General features: G+C 63.1%; 21 protein-coding genes and 1 tRNA gene. 10 read left to right on the top strand and 12 right to left on the bottom strand.

Features of this window, described 5'->3' with window-relative positions; all coding sequences use genetic code 11:
• Nucleotides 1-36: 36 nt before the first annotated feature.
• The 3 genes from AC6H34_RS04695 to AC6H34_RS04685 all read right to left on the bottom strand — a co-directional run bounded on the left by AC6H34_RS04695 (nucleotide 37) and on the right by AC6H34_RS04685 (nucleotide 3,474).
• Complete coding sequence (locus tag AC6H34_RS04695) at nucleotides 37-1,119, bottom strand: 5-(carboxyamino)imidazole ribonucleotide synthase (RefSeq protein ID WP_497538059.1); 1,083 nt, start codon at nucleotides 1,117-1,119, stop codon at nucleotides 37-39.
• Entirely contained in the window at nucleotides 1,116-1,640 is a 525-nt protein-coding gene (gene purE, locus AC6H34_RS04690) for a 5-(carboxyamino)imidazole ribonucleotide mutase (protein WP_448151119.1), read from the bottom strand. The genes AC6H34_RS04695 and purE overlap by 4 nt, the downstream gene beginning before the upstream one ends.
• 241 nt (nucleotides 1,641-1,881) lie before the next feature.
• Nucleotides 1,882-3,474 carry an OpgD/OpgG family glucan biosynthesis protein gene (locus tag AC6H34_RS04685; RefSeq protein WP_448151120.1) on the bottom strand — a complete coding sequence of 531 codons (1,593 nt, stop codon included), beginning with the start codon at nucleotides 3,472-3,474 and terminating at the stop codon, nucleotides 1,882-1,884.
• A gap of 114 nt (nucleotides 3,475-3,588) precedes the next feature.
• On the opposite strand from AC6H34_RS04685, the gene AC6H34_RS04680 reads away from it, so the two are divergent.
• Complete coding sequence (locus AC6H34_RS04680; RefSeq protein ID WP_497538058.1) at nucleotides 3,589-4,149, top strand: DNA-3-methyladenine glycosylase; 561 nt, start codon at nucleotides 3,589-3,591, stop codon at nucleotides 4,147-4,149.
• A 54-nt stretch (nucleotides 4,150-4,203) separates the two neighbouring features.
• On the opposite strand, the gene AC6H34_RS04675 is transcribed toward AC6H34_RS04680, so the two are convergent.
• Nucleotides 4,204-5,001, bottom strand: coding sequence for a FecR family protein (locus AC6H34_RS04675; protein WP_497538057.1), 798 nt, complete (start codon nucleotides 4,999-5,001; stop codon nucleotides 4,204-4,206).
• A 499-nt stretch (nucleotides 5,002-5,500) separates the two neighbouring features.
• On the opposite strand from AC6H34_RS04675, the gene AC6H34_RS04670 reads away from it, so the two are divergent.
• The 3 genes from AC6H34_RS04670 to AC6H34_RS04660 all read left to right on the top strand — a co-directional run bounded on the left by AC6H34_RS04670 (nucleotide 5,501) and on the right by AC6H34_RS04660 (nucleotide 7,099).
• Nucleotides 5,501-5,806, top strand: coding sequence for a hypothetical protein (locus tag AC6H34_RS04670; RefSeq protein WP_448151123.1), 306 nt, complete (start codon nucleotides 5,501-5,503; stop codon nucleotides 5,804-5,806).
• 186 nt (nucleotides 5,807-5,992) lie between these two features.
• Nucleotides 5,993-6,068 (top strand) — tRNA-Glu (locus AC6H34_RS04665).
• A gap of 17 nt (nucleotides 6,069-6,085) precedes the next feature.
• On the top strand, nucleotides 6,086-7,099 hold the full coding sequence (locus AC6H34_RS04660) for an RluA family pseudouridine synthase (RefSeq protein WP_497538056.1): 1,014 nt from the start codon (nucleotides 6,086-6,088) through the stop codon (nucleotides 7,097-7,099).
• Between the two features lie 13 nt (nucleotides 7,100-7,112).
• Here the strand turns inward: AC6H34_RS04660 and AC6H34_RS04655 are convergent, their stop codons facing one another.
• Complete coding sequence (locus tag AC6H34_RS04655; RefSeq protein WP_448151125.1) at nucleotides 7,113-7,511, bottom strand: hypothetical protein; 399 nt, start codon at nucleotides 7,509-7,511, stop codon at nucleotides 7,113-7,115.
• Entirely contained in the window at nucleotides 7,508-7,873 is a 366-nt protein-coding gene (locus AC6H34_RS04650; protein ID WP_497538055.1) for an ElaB/YgaM/YqjD family protein, read from the bottom strand. The genes AC6H34_RS04655 and AC6H34_RS04650 overlap by 4 nt, the downstream gene beginning before the upstream one ends.
• 464 nt (nucleotides 7,874-8,337) lie before the next feature.
• Between AC6H34_RS04650 and rpoH the strand changes: the two genes are divergently transcribed.
• Nucleotides 8,338-9,225 (top strand): RNA polymerase sigma factor RpoH, encoded by an 888-nt coding sequence (gene rpoH, locus AC6H34_RS04645; RefSeq protein ID WP_497538054.1) that lies wholly within the window; start codon nucleotides 8,338-8,340, stop codon nucleotides 9,223-9,225.
• Nucleotides 9,226-9,289: 64 nt separating this feature from the next.
• Here the strand turns inward: rpoH and AC6H34_RS04640 are convergent, their stop codons facing one another.
• Nucleotides 9,290-10,621, bottom strand: a complete 1,332-nt coding sequence (locus tag AC6H34_RS04640) for a hypothetical protein (protein WP_448151128.1) — start codon at nucleotides 10,619-10,621, stop codon at nucleotides 9,290-9,292.
• A gap of 200 nt (nucleotides 10,622-10,821) precedes the next feature.
• Nucleotides 10,822-12,111 carry an adenylosuccinate synthase gene (locus AC6H34_RS04635; RefSeq protein WP_497538053.1) on the bottom strand — a complete coding sequence of 430 codons (1,290 nt, stop codon included), beginning with the start codon at nucleotides 12,109-12,111 and terminating at the stop codon, nucleotides 10,822-10,824.
• Nucleotides 12,112-12,454: 343 nt separating this feature from the next.
• On the opposite strand from AC6H34_RS04635, the gene AC6H34_RS04630 reads away from it, so the two are divergent.
• From AC6H34_RS04630 to AC6H34_RS04615, 4 genes are all read left to right on the top strand, one after another.
• Nucleotides 12,455-13,498: an ABC transporter substrate-binding protein gene (locus AC6H34_RS04630; RefSeq protein ID WP_448151421.1), complete on the top strand. Its 1,044-nt coding sequence runs from the start codon at nucleotides 12,455-12,457 to the stop codon at nucleotides 13,496-13,498.
• Between the two features lie 66 nt (nucleotides 13,499-13,564).
• Nucleotides 13,565-14,467: an ABC transporter permease gene (locus AC6H34_RS04625; RefSeq protein WP_448151130.1), complete on the top strand. Its 903-nt coding sequence runs from the start codon at nucleotides 13,565-13,567 to the stop codon at nucleotides 14,465-14,467.
• On the top strand, nucleotides 14,464-15,249 hold the full coding sequence (locus tag AC6H34_RS04620) for an ABC transporter permease (RefSeq protein ID WP_448151131.1): 786 nt from the start codon (nucleotides 14,464-14,466) through the stop codon (nucleotides 15,247-15,249). Before AC6H34_RS04625 ends, AC6H34_RS04620 begins: the two co-directional genes overlap by 4 nt.
• 17 nt (nucleotides 15,250-15,266) lie before the next feature.
• Nucleotides 15,267-16,343 (top strand): ABC transporter ATP-binding protein, encoded by a 1,077-nt coding sequence (locus AC6H34_RS04615; RefSeq protein ID WP_448151132.1) that lies wholly within the window; start codon nucleotides 15,267-15,269, stop codon nucleotides 16,341-16,343.
• A 167-nt stretch (nucleotides 16,344-16,510) separates the two neighbouring features.
• Here the strand turns inward: AC6H34_RS04615 and AC6H34_RS04610 are convergent, their stop codons facing one another.
• The 3 genes from AC6H34_RS04610 to AC6H34_RS04600 form a co-directional block, all read right to left on the bottom strand.
• On the bottom strand, nucleotides 16,511-17,404 hold the full coding sequence (locus tag AC6H34_RS04610) for a creatininase family protein (protein WP_497538052.1): 894 nt from the start codon (nucleotides 17,402-17,404) through the stop codon (nucleotides 16,511-16,513).
• A gap of 17 nt (nucleotides 17,405-17,421) precedes the next feature.
• Nucleotides 17,422-18,480: a DUF6600 domain-containing protein gene (locus AC6H34_RS04605; protein ID WP_497538051.1), complete on the bottom strand. Its 1,059-nt coding sequence runs from the start codon at nucleotides 18,478-18,480 to the stop codon at nucleotides 17,422-17,424.
• Nucleotides 18,481-18,756: 276 nt separating this feature from the next.
• Nucleotides 18,757-18,936, bottom strand: coding sequence for a YdcH family protein (locus AC6H34_RS04600; protein ID WP_448151134.1), 180 nt, complete (start codon nucleotides 18,934-18,936; stop codon nucleotides 18,757-18,759).
• Nucleotides 18,937-19,337: 401 nt separating this feature from the next.
• Between AC6H34_RS04600 and AC6H34_RS04595 the strand changes: the two genes are divergently transcribed.
• Nucleotides 19,338-19,556 carry a YdcH family protein gene (locus AC6H34_RS04595; protein ID WP_448151135.1) on the top strand — a complete coding sequence of 73 codons (219 nt, stop codon included), beginning with the start codon at nucleotides 19,338-19,340 and terminating at the stop codon, nucleotides 19,554-19,556.
• 51 nt (nucleotides 19,557-19,607) lie between these two features.
• Here the strand turns inward: AC6H34_RS04595 and gcvA are convergent, their stop codons facing one another.
• Entirely contained in the window at nucleotides 19,608-20,531 is a 924-nt protein-coding gene (gcvA, locus tag AC6H34_RS04590; RefSeq protein ID WP_448151136.1) for a transcriptional regulator GcvA, read from the bottom strand.
• Nucleotides 20,532-20,639: the final 108 nt, after the last annotated feature.

The raw sequence follows: 20,639 nt of genomic DNA, 5'->3' as shown, positions 1-20,639 counted from the left end.
GACGGGGCTCTACCTGTCCACCCAGTTTAGCATGGATCAGCGACTCTTTGGGAAAATCCTGGTGACGTGACCCATTTTCCTGCCCGGGCGGGCCTCATGCTTGCCATAGAGATGGACGGAGGCATTGGGTTCGGCCGCGAGCGAGCGCCAGGAATTGACGCTGTCGCCGATGAGGTTGGTCATCACGGCGTCGCTGTGTCGTTCGGTGGAGCCCAGCGGCCAGCCGCATACGGCGCGGACATGATTCTCGAACTGGCTGACGAGGCAGGCGTTCTGGGTCCAATGGCCGGAATTGTGGACCCTCGGCGCGATCTCGTTCACCAGCACGTTATGGTCGGCCGTGACGAACATCTCCACCGCCAGAACGCCGACATAGTCGAGCGCGGCGATGATTTTGGCGGCGATGGCGCGGGCCTGGTCCTCGACCATCGCTGACATGCGGGAAGGCACGACGGACTGATCGAGGATGTGGTCGTGATGCTCGTTCTCGACCAGATCGTAGGTGCGCGCCGCGCCGTCATCGCCGCGGACGGCAACAACGGAAACCTCCGCCACGAAGGGCACGAAGGCTTCGAGAATGGCGGGCTGGCCTCCCATGCGGGCGAGAGCCTCGGAAAGATCGCCGCCGGGACGGATCATGGTCTGCCCCTTGCCGTCATAGCCGAAGCGGCGTGTCTTCAGGACGCTGGGGCGTCCGAGCGCGGCGACGGCGGAGGCAAGGTCGGCATGGTTGTCGACGGGCCGGAACTCCGCCGTGCCGATGCCGAGCGAACGGACGAATGTCTTCTCCGTCAGGCGGTCGGCCGTGGTCTCCAGCGCCCGGACGGCGGGCAGCACCGGGCGTGCTGCCGAGAGGATGGCCGCAGTGGAGGCCGGTATGTTCTCGAATTCATAGGTGATGGCATCGACGGCTTCGGCGAAGGCGGAGAGGGCTGCAGGATCCTCATAGGCGGCGCAGGTGTAGCGGTCCGCGATCTGGAAGGCGGGGCTCGCCTTGTCGGGGCAGTAGATATGACTCTGGATGCCGAGCTCCGCGGCCGAGAGGGCCAGCATGCGGCCAAGCTGGCCGCCGCCGAGAATGCCGAGCGTCCCGCCCGGCGGGACACGCACGCTGCTCATGCCTTGGGTGCCTCGTCGTTGCTGGGGTGTTCGGCGACCGCCGCCGTCTGTGCGGCCCTGTAACGGTCGAGCCGGTTGGCGAGCCCGTCGTCATGCAGGGCAAGCACCGCGGCGGCCAGCAGGGCCGCATTGATTGCGCCGGGCCGTCCGATGGCGAGCGTGCCGACGGGAATGCCGGCCGGCATCTGCACGATCGAATGGAGACTGTCGACGCCGGAGAGGGCCTTGGATTCGACCGGCACGCCGAAGACGGGCAGGGGGGTGAGCGCTGCCGCCATGCCCGGCAGATGCGCGGCCCCGCCCGCGCCGGCGATCACGAGCTGGAAGCCCCGGGATTTTGCCGTCCTGGCGAACTCATAGAGGCGGTCGGGCGTGCGGTGGGCGGAGACGATCAGCGCCTCATAACCCACGCCGAGCGTCTCGAGGGTCTGGGCCGCGTGACGCATCGTGGCCCAATCGGACTGGCTGCCCATGATGATGGCGACAGGCTTGGCCTGCGCCGCCACGGTGGTTGTTGGCATCGAGACTTCCTTCGGCAAAAGGGGTGTCTAGAGCATGACGGGGCATTTGGGAAGAACCCGGGGGCCGTACTTCCTGTCCGCTCCCGGACCGAATGCGAGAATGGAACAGGCAAGTCGCCCGTGGTCCCGGAAGCGCCCGTCGTCTGCGATTTTCGCTGCGGCATCGGCGCTCGAAGGGCGGACATCGCGACATGCGGGCATGTCGTGGCGAGGTCCGCGCTCCCAGGGAGTGCTTCCCGCGTCAGAACGGGTGATACTGATAAAGCCAGGTCTCGCTCAGCACCTTGTCGCCGAGCTTCAGGTAGCAGCGCATCTCCACCGGATCGGGACCCGTGACCTGCAGGTCGAACTGGGCGCGCCAGTGGCCGTTGATACCGTCGGGCACCGCCTCGGTGAAGATATAGGAGAGTTCGCCGCGCGAGGCCGTGATGACCGGTTCGGGCTTCACGCCGTAGGGCAGGTCCTTGAGGGAGTCGCCCAGGAACTCGATCATGAACTTCCGCAGGCCCGGCGGGCGCGGCTGGCCGGGATGGCCCCCATTGCCCAGGCGCGTCGCCACGCAGCGTGCCAGATTGGTGGGGAAGGGCTCGTCGGCCGCCCAGTGCAGGCGGTACTTCAGATTGAATTCCTGGCCCGCCTTGACGGTATCCTTCGGTACCCACATCGCCACGACGTTGTCGTGGATCTCGTCATCCGTGGGGATCTCGATGAGCTGCACCTGGCCGTCGCCGAAGGGCGCCAGCGGCTCGACCCAGAGCGAGGGGCGGCGGTCATACATCACGCCGTCGAGATAATGGTCGAAGATGCGGTCGCGCTGCAGGAGGCCGAAGCCCCGCGGGTTGGAATCGGTGAAGGCCGAGGTGGTGGTGGCAGGCACATTGTTGAGCGGGCGCCAGATATGTTCGCCCCCGCCGGTCCACATCGCAAGGCCGTCGGAATCGTGAACCTCGGGCCGCCAGTCGATGGCTGTCTGCTTCACCGTTTCCGAGAACCAGTACATGGAGGTCAGCGGCGTCAGGCCGAAGCGGCTGATGTCGTTGCGCGTGAAGACATGCGCGTCGATGTCCATCAGAACGGCCTTGTCGCGCGTCATCAGGAAGGAGAAGGCGCCGGCGACGGAGGGACCGTCGAGCAGGGCGTAGACCTTGACCTGGTTGTTGGAGCCGGCCACCGGCTCCAGCCAGAATTCCTTGAAATCCGGGAATTCCTCCTGGTGGGGTGGGTTGGGATCAGCGGCGTTCACGGCCAGGCCGCGTGCCGAAAGGCCGTATTGGTAGAGTTCCCCGATGGCGCGGAAATAGGAAGCGCCGAGAAAGGCGACCCAGTCGTTCTTCTTCCAGTCGACGCTGCCTGTGCGCGGCTCCTGGAAACGGAAGCCGGCGAAGCCGATGCCTTCGGGCAGGGCCTGGGCCGGGCTGTCGGCCGGCATATCGAAGGAAGACTTGCGATAGATGATCTCGCTGGCGTTCTTGCCGTCGACCACGTTGATCGTCACCTTCTTCTGGAAGAAGGTGCCGAGGTGGAAGAAGGTCACCGGGAAAGGCGCCGGGCCGTTCGCCCACAGCGCATCCTCGGTCTTGAACTTGATCTTGCCCAGCTCTTCGTAGGTCAGCTTGGAGGTGATGTCTGCAGCCGGCTTCTCGGCGGGGACATAGGCTTCGGTCGCCAGCTTGCGCGCTCTCTCGACGAGGTCGTCGAAGGAAAAGGGCTCGGCGGGGCCGAAGGTCAGCGCCCCTTCATCGGCGAAGGCGGCAGCAGGAAGGCCCAAAGCGACGAGTGTCGATAGGCTCACCGCTCCCTGGAGAAATTGCCGCCGGTCGAAAGCATCGTTCATCAACGAGATCCTAACTCAAACTGCGCCGCAAGCTAAACAGGGATTATCTTGTGTCAATGCCAAGGTGTCGTAAACGTGGCGTATTTCATGACAATGGATTAATCCGCCCCTCCGATGACCTTCCTCTCCTCTTCCTTCTATGCGCGCGATGTCCTCGATGTGGCACGGGACCTGATAGGCGTTACGCTTCTGGTCGACGGGGTCGGCGGCGTGATCGTCGAAACCGAGGCTTATGACAGGGACGACCCGGCCTCGCACAGCTTCCGCGGCCAGACAGCGCGCAATGCCGTCATGTTCGGACCTCCCGGCCATATCTACATCTATCTTTCCTACGGAATGCACTGGTGCGCCAATGTCGTCTGCGGCGAATACGGGCGGGCGAGTGCCGTGTTGCTGCGGGCCATCGAGCCCATCGCCGGTATCGAACGCATGGAAGAGCGCCGGGGCGTGACGAAGCGGGCGCTGCTCTGCTCCGGGCCCGGACGGCTCTGCCAGGCGCTGGGCCTCACGGGAGTGCAGAACGGCCTTGCCCTGGCGCACCCCCCCTTCGAGCTCTGGCGGCGGGCAGCCGATCCGCTTATCGCGACTGGGCCGCGCATAGGCATCACGAAGGCCGTGGAGAGGCCGTGGCGCTTCGGCTGGGACGGATCGAAGTTCCTCAGCAGGAAATTCTGAAATGAAAAAGGGGCCTTGCCGGCCCCTTCTCGATGTTCTCGCGCCGAACTGTCTCTATTTGCCGAAGACGTCGCAGATCTTCGAGTTCGCGGAGCCGGTGCAGTGTTCGGTCGGCGTATCCTTGGCCGGCACGATCCGGATCACCCGGTCTTCGCCGATGAGCGCGGTCTCGCCAGGGTTCACGATCTTGCAATAGCGGATCGGGCGATGCGGAGGACAGATGAACGTCTTGCCCTCATACAGGGTGACCGCGCTGGTAGGCGTGCGCGAATCCACCTGGAACTTGGTGCCACGCACGCCGATCGAAGCCTGGGGCGCACGGATCTTGTAGGCGCTCTTGGCCGAGTCTCCGGTCGCGAAGCGGAAGGCACCGCGGGCGAACTGCAGCACCACAGAATTGGCCTTGCCGTTGCCGGCATAGATGAAGCTGTCCAGGGTTACCGAAGAGCGTGATCCCAGCATCAGATGGGTATTGTCCAGGAACCGCAGTTCGACCACGCCGCTCGGCCCGGTCACGATCTTCTCGCCCTGATGAATCTTGGAGCCGATCGCGAGCAGACCCGATACGCTACCGCGCACGGCCGGCGTGAGTCCGACGACATCGCCGATCACCGTCGGGTCCTGGGTGGCCGGCGCCTTTTGTGCGCGCGCTGACTCTAGGGAAGTGGCTGCAAGCAGAATCAGCAGCACCGGGGCAAGGCGCAGGAGACGGGCGATCATGGCGGGCTTCGAACCATTCAAGGGATGTTGCGTTTGCGCGACGGTAGGTTGACGCATATTAGCGCTCCAGCAAGGGAAAAGTGAAGCGTTATTGATCGCGTCCAGCGTTGAGAATGCGAAATCAATGCGCATGTTGCTTTTTTGCATCTTCTGGATTTTTGGGTAATATCACGAAGAAATATTCGAAAGCCGACGAATTATTATCCATTTATGTCTGAATGGATTTAAAAAATGAGCTCTCTCTGAAGGAAAATCATTCATTTTTTCTGATATTACATTGCGTAATGTACCACTTTTGATGGGCGCGGGTGGGATTTCCTCGCATTTAGATGATAGGATTTGTTATGTTGTTTACGCAGTTGCGGGTTACCGTCAGCGGGCTCCGCACCAAATAGAACCCCCGTGCGCGGCGCGGCCTCGCCGGTTCAGGCGGCGTGGTGTCTCGTCGGTCCTTGAACCTTGTCGATTACATCCCATGTGGGGATGTGTCGGATCGCACGGACCGAATCGAAAGGATGGGGCACGTGCCGCTTGTCACCCTTAAAGCGCATGGCAGGTCAGCTTATGCTGCGATGCAACATTTCTCGAATCCTGCTATGGTGGGTCGATCAATGAGAAGGCGTTCAGTACCGTGAGCCAGACCTGGAAGACAAAATATGGCAGCCGGCGTGTCAAGCAGGCGCTTCCGACCATCGAGGAAGCCCTTGTTGCCGCGGAGTGCCTCAGCGACGATTTCGAGCAGCAGATCGAGATCGCAGCTTCGCTTCTCGGCGTCGATGCCGAGGAAGTACGCACCGTTGCCAAGCGCCCGGCGCCGCCCAAGCCCACCGAGCGGCGTCTGAGCCTGCCGATCGCGCAGCCTCGTTCGCCCACGGCGGCTCCGCGGGCCGTCGTGGTGGAGTATCGCGCTCCAAAGCGTCTGGTGGGCGTGCGCTAAGCCCATCAGGGCGGGAGCGGCTCGTGTCGTTCCGCCTCTAACGGGGTTCCGCGCGGCTCCTCTTTCTTTTTCTCACCGGCCTCGCGAGGGGCGGCCGAAACGGTGAATGATCTGCGAAATCAAAAAAGCGCAGATTGGTCCTTGCTCACGACGAGCTTTCCCGCTATAGGCCCACTCCTCGCTGCTGCTCCCATCGTCTAGCGGTCTAGGACGTCGCCCTCTCACGGCGAAAACAGGGGTTCGATTCCCCTTGGGAGCGCCATTCCGCCTCAGGCGTGTATGAACAATCCTGCATATCCCGTCTCCTCTACTTTCGACGTCACCGAAGCTGGCGAACGCATCGATCGTTTCCTTGCGCGCCAATTCCAGCGAGAGGGCGCCCAGACCTTGTCGCGCACCCGCATCAAGGCGCTCATCGAGGCCGGCCATGCACTGCTGGACGGAACGGCCGTCCACGATGCTGGCCATATCCTCAAGGCCGGGCAGCGGGTGGTGCTGGGCGTGCCCGAGCCGGAGCCGGCCGAACCCCAGGGGGAGGATATTCCTCTCGTCATCGTCTACGAGGACGATGATCTTCTCGTCATCGACAAACCCGTGGGTCTGGTGGTGCATCCGGCAGCCGGGCATGAGAGCGGCACGCTGGTGAACGCTTTGATCGCCCATTGCGGCGCCTCGCTGTCGGGCGTCGGCGGCGTGAGGCGGCCGGGTATCGTGCACCGCCTCGACAAGGACACTTCCGGCCTGCTGGTGGTGGCCAAGAACGACCGGGCTCATCAGGGGCTCGCGGCTCAGTTCGCCGATCACGGCCGCACCGGGCCATTGGAGCGCGCCTATCTCGCCTTCGTCTGGGGTGCTACCCGCGCCCACGGCACGGTGGAAACCGGCATCGACCGCTCCACCCGCAATCGCGAGAAGATGGCGGTGGTTCCGCTCGGGCGCGGACGCGAGGCGATCACGCATTATTCCCTGGTGGAATCGTTCGGCCGGCATGAGGGGCTGCCGCTGGTCAGTCTGGTCGAGTGCCAGTTGGAAACCGGTCGCACGCATCAGATTCGCGTACACATGGCCCATCTCGGGCACCCCCTCCTGGGCGATGCCGTCTATGGCTCCGGCTTCAAGACGAAGGCGTCACTTCTGCCTGAGCAGGCAAGGACAACCCTCGCGGCCATGGATCGCCAGGCCCTGCATGCTCGCCTGCTGGGTTTCGAGCATCCGGTGAACGGCAGGCACCTCGTGTTCGAAAGCCCGCTGCCGGCCGATCTCGAAGCGCTGGCGCAGGCCCTGCGGACCTAGCCCCTTCGACGATCTATCTCTTGCGGCCGAACCAGAAACCGCCAGCCAGGGCGGCGATGACGAGCGCCTGCACGGTGGATTTCCTGTCCGGCAGGGCCTCCGCCGCCACGCCCGCTGCGGCTAGCATCGTCGTGGCGAGAGCCTGCCGGCGTCTGGCGCGCTTTTCCAGCTCCATTGCGACGGCGAGGGCTATCAGGGCGACGATCGCGAAGAGACCAGCCAGGACCGCGTCGGCCCAGTACGGGCCATAGAGATCGCCGACCAGACGGTGCAGGCTGATCAAGCCGATGATCGCCATGGCAAGGACGCATACGCCGGCAATGCCACGCCACAGGAAGACGACCCCGCGCTGGCGCAGGGCCGTACTCAGTTCTTCCTTGGCAAGGCTGCCCAGTGCCAGAAGGCGCATCACGAGCGGCCCTTGCTCCAAAGGCCGAGCAGCAGGCCGATACCGGCGGCGATGGCCACCGATTGCAGGGGTTTCTTGCCGATATAGTCGAGCGCGGCCTTCTGCAGGTCGGAAGCCTGCTCCCTGGCCGCCTCGCCGATCTCGCCGGCCTTGCTGCCGACATCGCTGAGCTTGCTGTCGAGAACCTGCCTTGCCGCCTTGGCTTCCTTGGAAAGAAGCTTCGACAAGGTGGACTTCTCCTCGTCGATGAAGGTGCTGAGCTGCTCCGTCAGGCGAGCAACCTCGGCGCGCAATGCATCAATGTCCGTGGTAAGCACATCGGAAATGCGTGATTTCGCCTGTTCCACTCGCTTGTCTCCGTCCATTCTCATGTCTCCGCTGTTGGCCAACGATGAAATACGGTCGTCATTTCGATGTGCGGGGAACTTCCCGTAGCCGGATTTGTTCCTCTCCACAGATAAAGGGCCTTGCAAACCGCGCAAGGTAAACGAAGCGTTACGGTAAACGGTAGCGGCTTTCGCGCCTTGATCTGGCGCAAGGCAGGGGCAGAGCCCTTCGGAGGAGACCCGGCAAGCCCTCAGCGCAGCGCATGGCGGACCTCCCAAAATTGCAACGTGAAATCGCCGCAATCGGGCGCATGATAGCGCGTGATAGGAGATTGGTCCGTGTCCGCAAGGGCACATGCGGGGCCGCCAGGCGGTGCAAGAGAAGATCCTGCGAGGGTCTTCACAAATGCATGTGCCGTCCCCATATCACGTAGGCGTCGTCTGCCCACGAAGGGGGACGGCGATTGAACCGCCCAGAAAGGGGGTTCAGAGGAGAGGAACATATGGCTTCTGCCGCGCTTCCCGTCTTGGCCGCCGAAAGTGGCCTATCCCGTTATCTCGATGAAATCCGCCGCTTCCCGATGCTCCAGCCGGAGCAGGAGTACATGCTTGCGAAACGCTGGCGCGAGCATGGCGACCGTGAAGCAGCCCATCAGCTTGTAACCTCGCATCTGCGTCTGGTTGCCAAGATCGCCATGGGTTACCGTGGCTATGGCCTGCCGCTCGGCGAGGTGGTGTCCGAAGGCAATATCGGCCTGATGCAGGCCGTCAAGCGTTTCGAGCCGGAAAAGGGCTTCCGCCTTGCCACCTATGCCATGTGGTGGATCCGTGCGTCGATCCAGGAATATATCCTGCGTTCGTGGTCGCTCGTGAAGATGGGCACCACGGCCAACCAGAAGAAGCTCTTCTTCAACCTGCGCAAGGCCAAGAGCCAGATCTCGGCGCTGGACGAAGGGGATCTTCGGCCGGACCAGGTGCAGTCGATCGCCAAGTCGCTCGGCGTGCAGGCGCAGGAAGTCGTGGAAATGAATCGCCGCCTCGGCGGTGACGCGTCGCTCAACGCTCCCGTTCGCGAGGACGGGGATGGCGAGTGGCAGGACTGGCTGGTCGATGAATCGAGCAACCAGGAGGCCCGTCTCGCGGAGAGCGAGGAGAACGACAACCGCACTACGGCGCTCCGTCAGGCGCTCAACGTCCTGAACGATCGTGAGCGGCGCATCTTCGAGGCTCGCCGCCTGGCCGATGATCCGATCACGCTGGAGGAACTCTCGGACGAGTTCGGCGTCTCGCGCGAGCGTGTTCGTCAGATCGAAGTCCGCGCCTTCGAGAAGGTGCAGGCTGCGGTTCGTTCCGGCGTTGCCCGCCTCGAGGCGGCGCACGCACCGGCCTGATGCATCGTCACTGAATCGAAAAGCCGCCCATTCGGGCGGCTTTTTTTATTTGAAGCGTCTCGGCTTACTGGATGGCGGCTGTGCCGTTGCTCCAGGACGCCATGGCGTCGTTGAAGACCTTTTCGCCGGCCGGTCCCTTCTCGAAGGTCAGCACAGCACGCCGACCATTGTCGAAGGCGAAGAGGACGTCGAACCAGCCGTTCTCCTGCAGCATCTTGGCATTGCGCCCCTTCTCGTTGAAGGGGTCGGCAATGCCCATCAGGAACACGCCCGTGGTGACCTTCATCAGCACGCCGTCGAGCGGAGTACCGGTGACCTGCGGACTGTGCTTCACGTTCACGCCGCTGAGCGAGGCGATGCTGCCGTTTGGATAGTCGGGCGGTACCGTCATCTGGATCTGCAGGAGAAAGGCGGCCGGGAAAGCCGGGTCCGAGTTGCGGCGCAAGGTCAGCAGCGCCTTCATCTTGCGGTCCGGAAAGTTGAGCTCGCCGATGACCACAGTCTCCAGCGGCCCGTTGGTGCCGCTCGCCTGTGACTCAGTGCGCCAGTTCACCGTACCTTCGAAGATGCGCCCCTTCATCGGGGCGGTCGGATCCTCCTCGAGCATCCGCGCGCGCTGGCCCTCGGGGGCCTGCGACTCCGCCGATGGCAGGAGAGGAGCCGGTGCGGGGGCGGCAGGCTCGGCCGGTGCCTGCTCGGGCGAGGGAGTGCTGGAGGGCGGCGGTGGCGCGGCCGGCGTCGCCGCTGCAACCTGGTTTGCGGGCGCCGGTCCGGGAGCGGCGCCGAGGCGGTCGTTGAGCTTGGCCGGATCGGTATCGGCGGGCTTCGCGGCAGCCTGCGGAGCGGGCGTGGATTGGGCGGGCACGAGGACCGTCTTGTCGTCATGACTGCGCAGGAAGAGGGCAGTGGCTGCACCGCCTCCGACGATGAGCAGGCCGATCAGACCCATGACGGCGTAGCGCCGCAGGCCGCCCTTCGGGGTGTTGCGGCGCGGTGCCTGCGGGCGCCGTTTCTCGGCCCGGCGCTCTGCAAAGGCGGGGAGACCTTCGGGATGGGGCACGCGAGGGCCGGATGCGTCATCCTGGACGGCTTCTTCCTCGGCTTCCACCGGATCGTTGGCGATCGGGCCCGGCTTCGGCGCCGCCGGGCGCTCGGAAGCCATCGGCTCGGGCATCAGCTCGGCTTCGTCGTAGTGATGCTCGACCCGCCGGATCGCTTCTTCGAGCAGGCTGCGTTCCCGCGAGATCTGCCCGGGAGTGAGGGCGGGATCGGCGGCATTGAGCTGTCGGAGGAGTGCCGTGCGCGCCTTTTCGTAAAGGGCGTTGCGGGTTTCCTGGGTATTGGGCAGCAGCCCCTGCACCGCTCGCTGGATGGGAGGGAAATAATCCGTCGACACTCGTCCTGGCTCGATCTCTTCAAGGGCAGATGGACTGCCGGGCAGCGATGCATGGCCTCGTCATGATGATCGGACGCGGTCGGCCAGATCAACAACTGCCAGACACCCGGGGAAGATAAGCGAATCTATTAAAGAATCCGCTTAACTCACCCGCGGCACTCACGCACTAACGCCCGAATCTGACGGGAATAGGTCTGCTCTTAGACTTGAAAGGGATTTTGCACAAGGATCGTGTCGTCCCGGTCGGGGCTGGTGGAGAGCACCGCCACGGGGGCACCGATCAGTTCCTCGATGCGGCGGACATATTTGATCGCCTGCGCGGGCAGGTCGGCCCATGAGCGTGCCTTGGCCGTGGTTTCCTTCCACCCCTCGATTTCCTCGTAGATCGGCTTCACGCGGGCCTGCGCAGCCTGGCTGGCGGGCAGGTAGTCGATCTCCCGGCCATCGAGTTCGTAGCGCACGCACACCTTGATGGTCTCGAAACCGTCGAGGATGTCCAGTTTGGTGAGGGCGATGCCGGTGATGCCGGAGGTGCGGATGGTCTGGCGCACCAAGGCGGCGTCGAACCAGCCGCAGCGACGCGCACGGCCGGTCACGGTACCGAATTCGCGCCCGCGCTCGCCGATCAGGCGTCCGGTTTCGTCGTGCAATTCGGTGGGGAAGGGACCTTCGCCCACGCGCGTCGTATAGGCCTTGGTGATGCCGAGAACATAGTCGATGGCGCTCGGACCAAGGCCGCAGCCGATCGCCGCTTGTCCCGCCACCGTATTGGAGGAGGTGACATAGGGATAAGTGCCGTGATCGACGTCCAGCAGGGCACCCTGGGCCCCTTCGAACAGAATGCGGCTGCCGGCCTTGCGTTCCTTGTCCAGCAGGGCGCCGACATCGTCCATGAAGGGAAGGACCAGCGGAGCGACATCGGCAAGCTCGCTGTAGAGCGCCTCGGGGTCGATCTCCGGCTGGCCGTTGCCGCGTCGCAGGGCGTTGTGATGGTTGAGGAGGCGGCCGATCTTGGGGCGCAGGGCCGACAGATCCGCGAGGTCCATCAGGCGGATGGCGCGCCGTCCGACCTTGTCCTCGTAGGCCGGGCCGATGCCGCGGCCGGTGGTGCCGATCTTGGTGCCGTCGGTCGCCGATTCGCGCAGCCGGTCCAGTTCCTGGTGGAGCGACAGGATGAGGGGCGTGTTCTCGGCGATGCGCAGCATGTCGGGCGTGATCCGGACGCCCTGTTCGCCTAGCTTCTTCACTTCCGCCACGAAGGCCCTTGGGTCGAGCACGACGCCATTGCCGATGACCGAGAGCTTGCCGCGAACGATGCCGGAGGGCAGAAGCGAGAGCTTGTAGACGTTCTCGCCGATCACAAGGGTATGGCCCGCATTGTGTCCGCCCTGGAAGCGGACGACGACGTCGGCCTGTTCCGACAGCCAGTCGACGATCTTGCCCTTGCCCTCGTCACCCCATTGCGATCCGACCACGACGACATTCGCCACCGGCGCTCTCCCTTCATTCTCTCTGGCCCGAGGGTCAACTTTCCATGCGACGGCCCGGACGCGCAAAAGCCCGGCACATCCGATGGCCGGGCTTTTTCACTTCCTAACGGATTGGGAACGGCACGTAAACCCGTAAAATTTGGTCTCAAACCGCTAAAATACTGATTGTCATATATGACAATCGGGATTGACACAAAAGTGTCAACCGTCATTGATACGAGCGCCGCTGTAAAAACCCGTACGGGAAAAATGGGCCAGCGCGGCACCATCAAGGAGTTGAACAATGAGCAGGAAAACGTGGCTTGGTATCGCATCGGTATCGGCCCTGGCCTTGACGGCCTCGATGGGCAGCGCGTTTGCCCAGAGCCAGGACCTGATTGACGCTGCCAAGAAGGAAGGTCAGCTCACCGTGATCGCCCTCCCGCATGACTGGTGCGGTTATGGCGACATCATCGCCGGCTTCAAGGCCAAGTACGGTCTCCAGGTCAACGAGCTGAATCCCGATGCCGGTTCGGGCGACGAAGTCGAAGCCATCAAGGCCAACAAGGGCAACAACGGCCCGCAGGCTCCCGACGTGATCGATGTCGGTCTCTCCTTCGGTCCCAAGAGCAAGGCTGACGGCCTGATCCAGCCCTACAAGGTGTCGACCTGGGCTACCATTCCCGACACCGCCAAGGATGCCGATGGCTCCTGGTACGGCGACTACTACGGCGTTCTCACCTTCGAGGTGAACAAGGACATCATCAAGACTTCTCCCAAGGACTGGGCCGATCTGCTCGGCTCCGATTATGCCAATGCCGTTGCGCTCGCCGGTGACCCGCGCGTGTCCAACCAGGCCACCATGGCTGTCTATGCCGCCGGCCTCGCGGCCGCCAAGGGCGATGCCAGCAAGGCTGGTGACGAAGGCCTGAAGTTCTTCGCCGACCTGAACAAGAAGGGCAATTTCGTTCCCACCATCGGCAAGTCCGCTTCGCTCGCGCAGGGCACCACCCCCGTGATCATCCGCTGGGACTACAACGCGCTCGCGGATCGTGATACCCTCAAGGGCAATCCGGACGTCGACGTCGTGGTTCCGAACACCGGCGTGATCGCGGGCGTCTATGTACAGGCCATCAGCGCCTATGCACCTCATCCGAATGCCGCCAAGCTGTGGATGGAATACCTCTATTCGGACGAGGGCCAGATCGGCTATCTGAAGGGCTATTGCCACCCGATCCGCTTCAACGACTTGGTCGCCAACAAGAAGGTTCCCGCGGACCTGCTCGCCAAGCTGCCGCCGGCTGAAGCCTATGCCAAGGCCGTGTTCCCGACCCTCGACGAACAGAACGCTGCCACCGCCGTGATCGCCAAGGGCTGGGACAGCCAGGTCGGCGCGGCCGTCAAGTAAGTCGTTCCCTGTGCGGTTTATCCTGCCCGGATCTTCCGGGCAGGGTTCAGTTATGGCGACAAAGCGATGAGCGCTACCATCGAAGTTGCTTCTCCTGCGCCGAGGCGGCGGGCGGAAGCGCGGACGAAGACGTGGGCGGCTGTGGGCATGCTGCCCTTCGTGCTGTTTGCCGCGATTTTCCTGATCATTCCGACAGCCTTGCTGATGGTTGGCGCTTTCCTGGATCGTGAAGGTCATTTCACCTTCGTCAATCTGGTGGAGCTCTTCACCAATCCCACCATCGTCTCCTCGTTCTTGCTGAGTATCAAGATCAGTCTGGCCTCGGCGATTGGCGGAGCGTTCGTGGGCTTCTTCGTCGCTTACGCGGTCATTCTCGGCGGCCTGCCAGGTTGGATGCGCGGCGCGGTCATGACCTTTTCCGGCGTGGCCTCGAACTTTGCCGGCGTGCCTCTGGCCTTCGCCTTCCTCGCCACGCTCGGCCGTGTCGGCCTCGTCACCGTCCTGCTGCGCGATTGGCTCGGTTTCAACCTCTACGGCACCGGCTTCAACATCCTCAGCTTCTTCGGCCTGACGCTGGTTTATCTCTACTTCCAGATTCCGCTGATGGTGCTGGTGATCGCTCCCGCCATGGACGGCCTGAAGAAGGAATGGCGCGAAGCCAATGCGGTGCTCGGCGGCACCAACTTCGACTACTGGCGGCGCATCGCCTTGCCAATTCTCTTTCCCAGCATCCTCGGCGCCACGCTGCTGCTCTTCGCCAACGCCTTTGGGGCGGTTGCCACGGCCTACGCGCTGACGGGCTCCAGCCTGCCGATCATTCCGATCCAGCTCTTCGCGCAGATCCGCGGCGACGTCATGAACAATCCCAATCTCGGCTATGCGATCGCCTTCGGCATGGTGGTGATCACCAGCCTGTCGAGCGGCGCCTACATCTGGCTGCGTAGCTACAGCGAACGGTGGGTGCGATGAAAAAGGTCAACATCCTCTCCTGGATCATCATCATCCTGGCGATCAGCTACTTCATTATCCCGCTGCTCGCGACCTTCGAGTTTTCGCTGCGCCTCATCCGCGGCCATTACAGCTTCGAAGCCTATCGTGTCGTCTTCGTGCAGCCGGATTTCCAGGATGCGTTCCGCAATTCGATCCTCCTGGCGCTTGCTACTATCATATTGAGCATCATTCTGGTCGTCCCGGCGGCCTACATCGTCCGCCTGCGCCTGCCGTCCTGGCGGTCGCCGGTCGAGTTCGTCACGCTGCTGCCGCTGGTCATTCCGGCGATCATTATCGTTTTCGGCTACCTGCGCATGTTCAATTCCTCGTCGTGGCTGCCGTTAACCGACAGCAAGGCGAGCACTTACTTTCTGCTTGCTCTCGGATATGTCGTCCTGGCGCTTCCTTACATGTATCGCTCGGTCGATGCCGGACTGCGGGCCATCGACGTCAAGACATTGACTGAAGCGGGACAGAGCCTGGGGGCCAGCGGCTTCACCATCCTGACCCGAATCATCCTGCCGAACATCCGCTCTGGCGTGCTCAGCGGCTCTTTTATCGCCTTCGCCATCGTGATCGGCGAGTTCACCTTCGCGAGCCTGCTCAACCTCCAGGTTTTCGGTACCTATCTACAGCTGATCGGCGCCAACCGTGCCTATGAGCCCTCGGCTCTGGCCATTGTCGCCTTCCTTATCACCTGGGCCTGCATGGGCCTCCTCCAACTCGTCGGCCGCTCGCGCGCCGCCAAGCAGGCGCGCTGAGTCCCTGAGAGGTAGCTATGTCGTTTCTCCAGATTTCCTCCCTGCAAAAGAGCTACGGCCCCAACCAGGTCGTGAAGCACTTCGATCTGTCGGTGGAGAAGGGCGAGTTCATCACCCTGCTCGGCCCCTCGGGTTGCGGCAAGACCACCGTGCTGCGCATGGTGGCCGGCTTCGAGACGCCGACCTCCGGCTCGATCCGCATGGACGGCAAGGACGTGACCGGGCTGGCGCCGAACCAGCGCAATGTCGGCATGGTGTTCCAGGCCTACGCCCTGTTTCCCAACATGACGATCGCCCAGAATATCGGCTTCGGCATGAAGATCGCCAAGAAGTCGCCTTCCGAGATCGAGCAGCGTGTGAAGCAGATGCTGGACATGATCAAGCTGCCGCATATCGCGGACCGCTATCCCTTCCAGCTATCGGGCGGCCAGCAGCAGCGCGTGGCGCTTGCCCGCGCCATTGCGGTGCAGCCCAAGATCCTCCTGCTCGACGAGCCGCTTTCGGCGCTGGATGCCAAGATTCGCGTGTCGCTGCGCGATGAGATCCGGGTCCTTCAGCAGCAGCTCGGCATCACCACCCTGTTCGTCACGCACGACCAGGAAGAAGCCCTCTCGATGTCCGACCGCATCGTTGTCATGAGCGCGGGACAGATGGAACAGGTCGGCACGCCCTTCGAGATCTATAATTTCCCCAAGACCAGCTTCGTCTCCTCCTTCGTCGGCCATCTCAACTATCTGACCGGCACGGTTACGGATGCAGCCGCCGGGCGTTTCTCGATCGATGGCCAGGAAGTGGTGGTGGGGCGCGGCCTGCAGGGTGCGCGCAATGGTGAAACCCGCCGCGTGGCGTTGCGCCCGGAAACGGTCGAACTGGGCGAAGGCGGAAACACCCGCAATACGGTTCACGGCAAGATCGATCTCGTGAGCTTCCTCGGCTCGATCGTGCGCATCCACGTGAATCTCGGCTCGAACCGCCTTTCGCTCGATACCTTCAACAGCTCGAGCTCGGTGCCGCCCACTGTCGGCGAGACGGTGGCCCTGAATTTCGGCCGTGACGACCTGCTCTTGCTGGAAGACAGCGCCCAGGCGGCATGACCCCGCGGGCAAGGGTGTCGATCTCGAACTGGGAGGTCGACGGCCCTGGAAACGATGGCTTTATGGGAGCGGAAGAGGGCGGTCGGTGATCGCCCCTTCACGTTTGGCGCGGTTCCTGCCGCAAGGCCGGCGCCCATAGACAGGTTCCTTGCGGCCTACCGGAGAGCCTACCCCAGCGGTCCCTTCCGCAGACGCGTGAGGTCGAAATCCCTTATGTCCCGCAGGAGGTCGACCAGCGCCTCCGCGCCGAACGCCGCCGATTCGTGTCCATGCTCGCGCGTAGCCCTCGAGGCGTCGCCTGCCGCGCCTTCCGGGTGAATGTCCTGAGCCATCCAGCCGAAACCGCCCGGACGCCCGGTGCGGAGGTGTTTGAAGGTCTGCTCCATCTCATAGGTAACGGGCTTGAAGTTCTTGGCGCGGTCCATGTGCACGAGGTCGGGCCTGAATTCGAGCATCAATGCTGTCTCGATCTCGCCGGCATGGATGCCGAGGCGCACTTCGTCATCCGGGAAAATACCCTGGGGATAGCCGAACATGTGCCAGGAGGTGAACGATACCAGCATGCCGTGGCGAACGCGCAGTTCGCGCGCCACCATGTCCATGGCCGTCATGTTGCCGCCATGCGAGTTGACGATCAGCAGCTTCTTCACGCCGGCGCGGTGGATGCTCTCTCCGATCTCGACCCAGGCGCGCAGCACCGTCTCGGCCGACAGGGTAATGGTCCCGGGGAATTCCAGGTGCTCGTTCGACTTGCCGATCGTCTGGATGGGCAGGAAGGTAGCGGGGATGTCGCCGGGGATGAGGGGGACCGCCCGGTCGAGATAACCCTGCATGATCATGCTGTCGACGCCGACGGGCAGGTGGGGACCATGTTGTTCGATCGCGGCGATCGGCAGCACGGCGATCCAGGAAGAAGTGTCGGAGGTGCGGAACTCCTCCGTCGTCATCTCGAACCAATGGCGACGGGGCAGGGATATGGAAGAGGGCATGGCAAAGTCCAGGCGGGGAGGGAAGCCCAGACGATAGAGCCAGGACGCGCCGAGTTCCAGTCCCGCGGGCATCCCCTATGCGCCCGGGCCTACCGGATCACCGGCTCGCCATAGGGGGCGGGGAGGACGCGCGGCCGACGCGGATAGTAGGGTCTGTCCGGATAGGCCTCAGGGCTCGCCACGGGGCGTGGATAGGGCCGGGGGCGGACATAGGGCGGCACATGCAGGATGGGGCCGGGACCCCAGTCCGGGGGCGGTCGTCGACGCAAGGGCGGATCGACATAGGCGGGCGGCGACTCATATGCCGGGCCCTGCTCCACAAGCACAGGCTGGCGGTTGGGGTGTGGAGGTTGATAGTCCTTCTTCGAAGCCCGTCTCTTCGGAGTCTTCTGCGGCGCCGGCGGGGGCGGCGGCGTCGAGACATAGGGAGCGACCGCCGGCGCAGCCGGCGTACACAGTGCCGCGCTGGCAGGCCCGATGTCGAGTTTCACGGAAGATGCGGCCGCGTTCAGCCAGAGCAGCCATTCACCGAGGAATTCAGGCTTCCAGGGCGCCACGGGCCCGGTATCGTAGTCCATCACATTCACCGGTTGCGGCAACACATACACGGCGATGCCGCGCACCACCCTGATGGAGGTGACCGGAGTGCTGGCGGGGAACGCCGCGGGTATCGCAGCAGGCTCCGCGTCGCAGCGATTGGCGAGCCTGGCCGTCTCGATGAAAGTCCACTGCTTGTCCGCGTTGAAGCTGGCGAGGGTGATTTCCTGCTGGTCGCTGGCTGGCGGCGTGGGCGCCCATCCCGTCCAGTCTCCCCCGCTGCGCCAGATCACCCATGCCGGCGCCCATTCGGTACCGGGAACCCAGATCCAGCCGGCCTGATCGTCATGGGCCCAGCGCCCGTAATGATGCACGATCTTGCCCCAGGTGGTGGGATCGTCGTAGGTCCAGCCGTAGGTGCGGTCGTAGATCCAGTGGCACGCGGGGTAGGGATGCCAGCCCGCGGGCAGGGAGGTCGGCTGCCATACATTGCCGTAGCGCTCCGAATAGATGAACTGCCCGAACCGGGACAACGTTGTCTTGAATTCGTCGAGGGTGGGCGGCTGAGGCTGGATCGGGGCTGCCGCCGCGGCGATCGCCGGAGCACTCATCCCAACCAGTGGCGCGAGCACCAACAAACCAAGCATAGCCGAAGTGAACAGGACAGTTCCGAACTTTCCCCTCGTGCAGGCCATCGCACGCCCCCCAATACCGGATTAGCCTCAAGCTCCCGTCATGGTGCGCCGCCCGGCGTGACCTGTCCGTATCAATTGGCACAACATGCCGGCGTTGGAACTGCAGCGGCTCTGGATAGGGGGTGAAAATGAAACCGCCGGCTCCGGATCAACTCCGGGCCGGCGGCGGGGAACGTTCCAGCGTCTGCTGGGTCAGTGTACCGTCCCAGCGGCTTTCAACTTGGCGATTTCGTCTTTCAAAAGGAGTTTCTTACGCTTCAGCTCTGCAATCTTGAGATCGTCCGAGGAGGGATGAGACAAGGCGATGGTGAGTTCTGCTTCCAGAGCGTGATGTTTACGCTCCAACTCGACCAGATGCGGCTGCACAGGCATTAACGGCTCCTTGTTGTCACAGTTCCGACATCTAACGTTGTCACGAAATCAGGGGCTTGTCGAAGGAAAATTCGAGTTCTTCCAGCGGGCGCGGTTTGTGCGAAGCAGCAATTAGATTAGTCGGAACAATGTCTTACCCTACGGTACAAGAAGCAGGCGACGGTTCCAAAAGAGCTGCCGAAACAAGGGGCTAGAGCCACCTCCTCATTGCCTGCTGCACAATGTCCACCAAAGGCGTGTAAATAAGTGGCGATATCTTGCAGCAGCGCTTGCGGGAGCTGAATCGCACCGGCATAGTTTGGGCTATAATCTTTTCCCTGGAGGCTGTCCGGGCAAGGCGACAAGAACCGCGGCATGGTGCGTTCCATGGCTGCGCGCGTTTGGAACGGAAGGGTACAGGCTTGTCAAATCCGCTTAGTCAGGAGGAGGAAGCCGCGTTGGTTGCGGAACTGGGACAATTGCGCCAGGAACACCGCGACCTCGATGCAGCGATCGCAGCCCTCGAACAGTTGGGCTCGCCGGATCGCCTGCAACTGCAGCGCCTGAAGAAGCGCAAGCTCAATCTCAAGGATCGCATCTCCTATATCGAGGATATGCTAACCCCGGATATCATCGCCTAAGGCAAAATGCGCGAGGCCGGCGTTGCGGACGAGGGCGTTCGCGCGTCCCGCCTATCCCGGCGTCGTGCCGCTCTGGATTTCACCCAGCACCCATTCGCGGAAGGCCTTGATCATCGGTTTGTCGGCCTTGGTCTTGGGCGCCACCAGGTAGTAGGCGAATTCCGGCGCGATCCTGAGCGAGAGATCGAAGGGGCGCACCAGCCGTCCCGCCGCAAGATCGTCTCCGACGAGGCTGGTGTTGCCCAGCGCGACGCCCTGGCCGTCGATGGCCGCCTGCAGCGTCATGATCGACTGGCTGAAATGCAGCCCCCGGTTCGGATCGGGCTTGTCCGCCTTGGCGGCCAGCAGCCACATGCGCCAATCCGGCCAGGCATCATCCTGTCCATACCAATCGAGATGGATGAGGGTGAAGTGCTGCAGATCGTTCGGCTCGCGCAGCGGGATCGCTCCCTGGAGAAGCCGAGGGCTGCAGATGGGGAAGACGGCCTCGTCGAAAAGGCGGTCCGAACGCAGGCCCGGATAGACGCCGCGCCCGAAGCGAATGCCCACGTCGATCTCGTCGCGGTTGAAATCGGTCAACGTGTCCGAGATGTCGATGCGCATCTCGATGTCGGGGAATTTCTGCCGGAAATGCGGCAGCCGCGGCACCAGCCACTTGGCGGCGAAGGAAGGCCCCGACGAGACGGTCAGCATTTCGCGATGCGTGGTGTTGGCGGCCCTGCGCAGGGCTTCGTCGATTGTCCGCAGCGCCGTGGTCGTGGAGGCAAGCAGTTCCTCTCCCGCATGCGTAAGACGCATGCTCCGGCTGGTACGGAAGAAAAGACGCGTGCCAAGGCGCTCCTCGAACGCGCGGATCTGGCTGCTCACCGCTGCCGGCGTTACGTCGAGCTCGCCCGCCGCCTTGGCGAAGCTGAGATGGCGGGCTGCGACGGCGAAGGTCCACAGAGCGCCCAACCCAGCACCCGATTTGTTCATCACACGCCTGCGATCATAAAGTTATTCTTGATGATGAAGATAGGTCATCTGTCTTGATGGACTCTTATAAAACATTGAAAATGCACTACATACAAGGATAGAGACCTA

It is taken from the genome of Labrys sp. ALF-8 (assembly GCF_059699065.1).
Note: the sequence above shows the minus strand (reverse complement) of the source record. Positions and strands in the feature narration are given on the sequence as shown.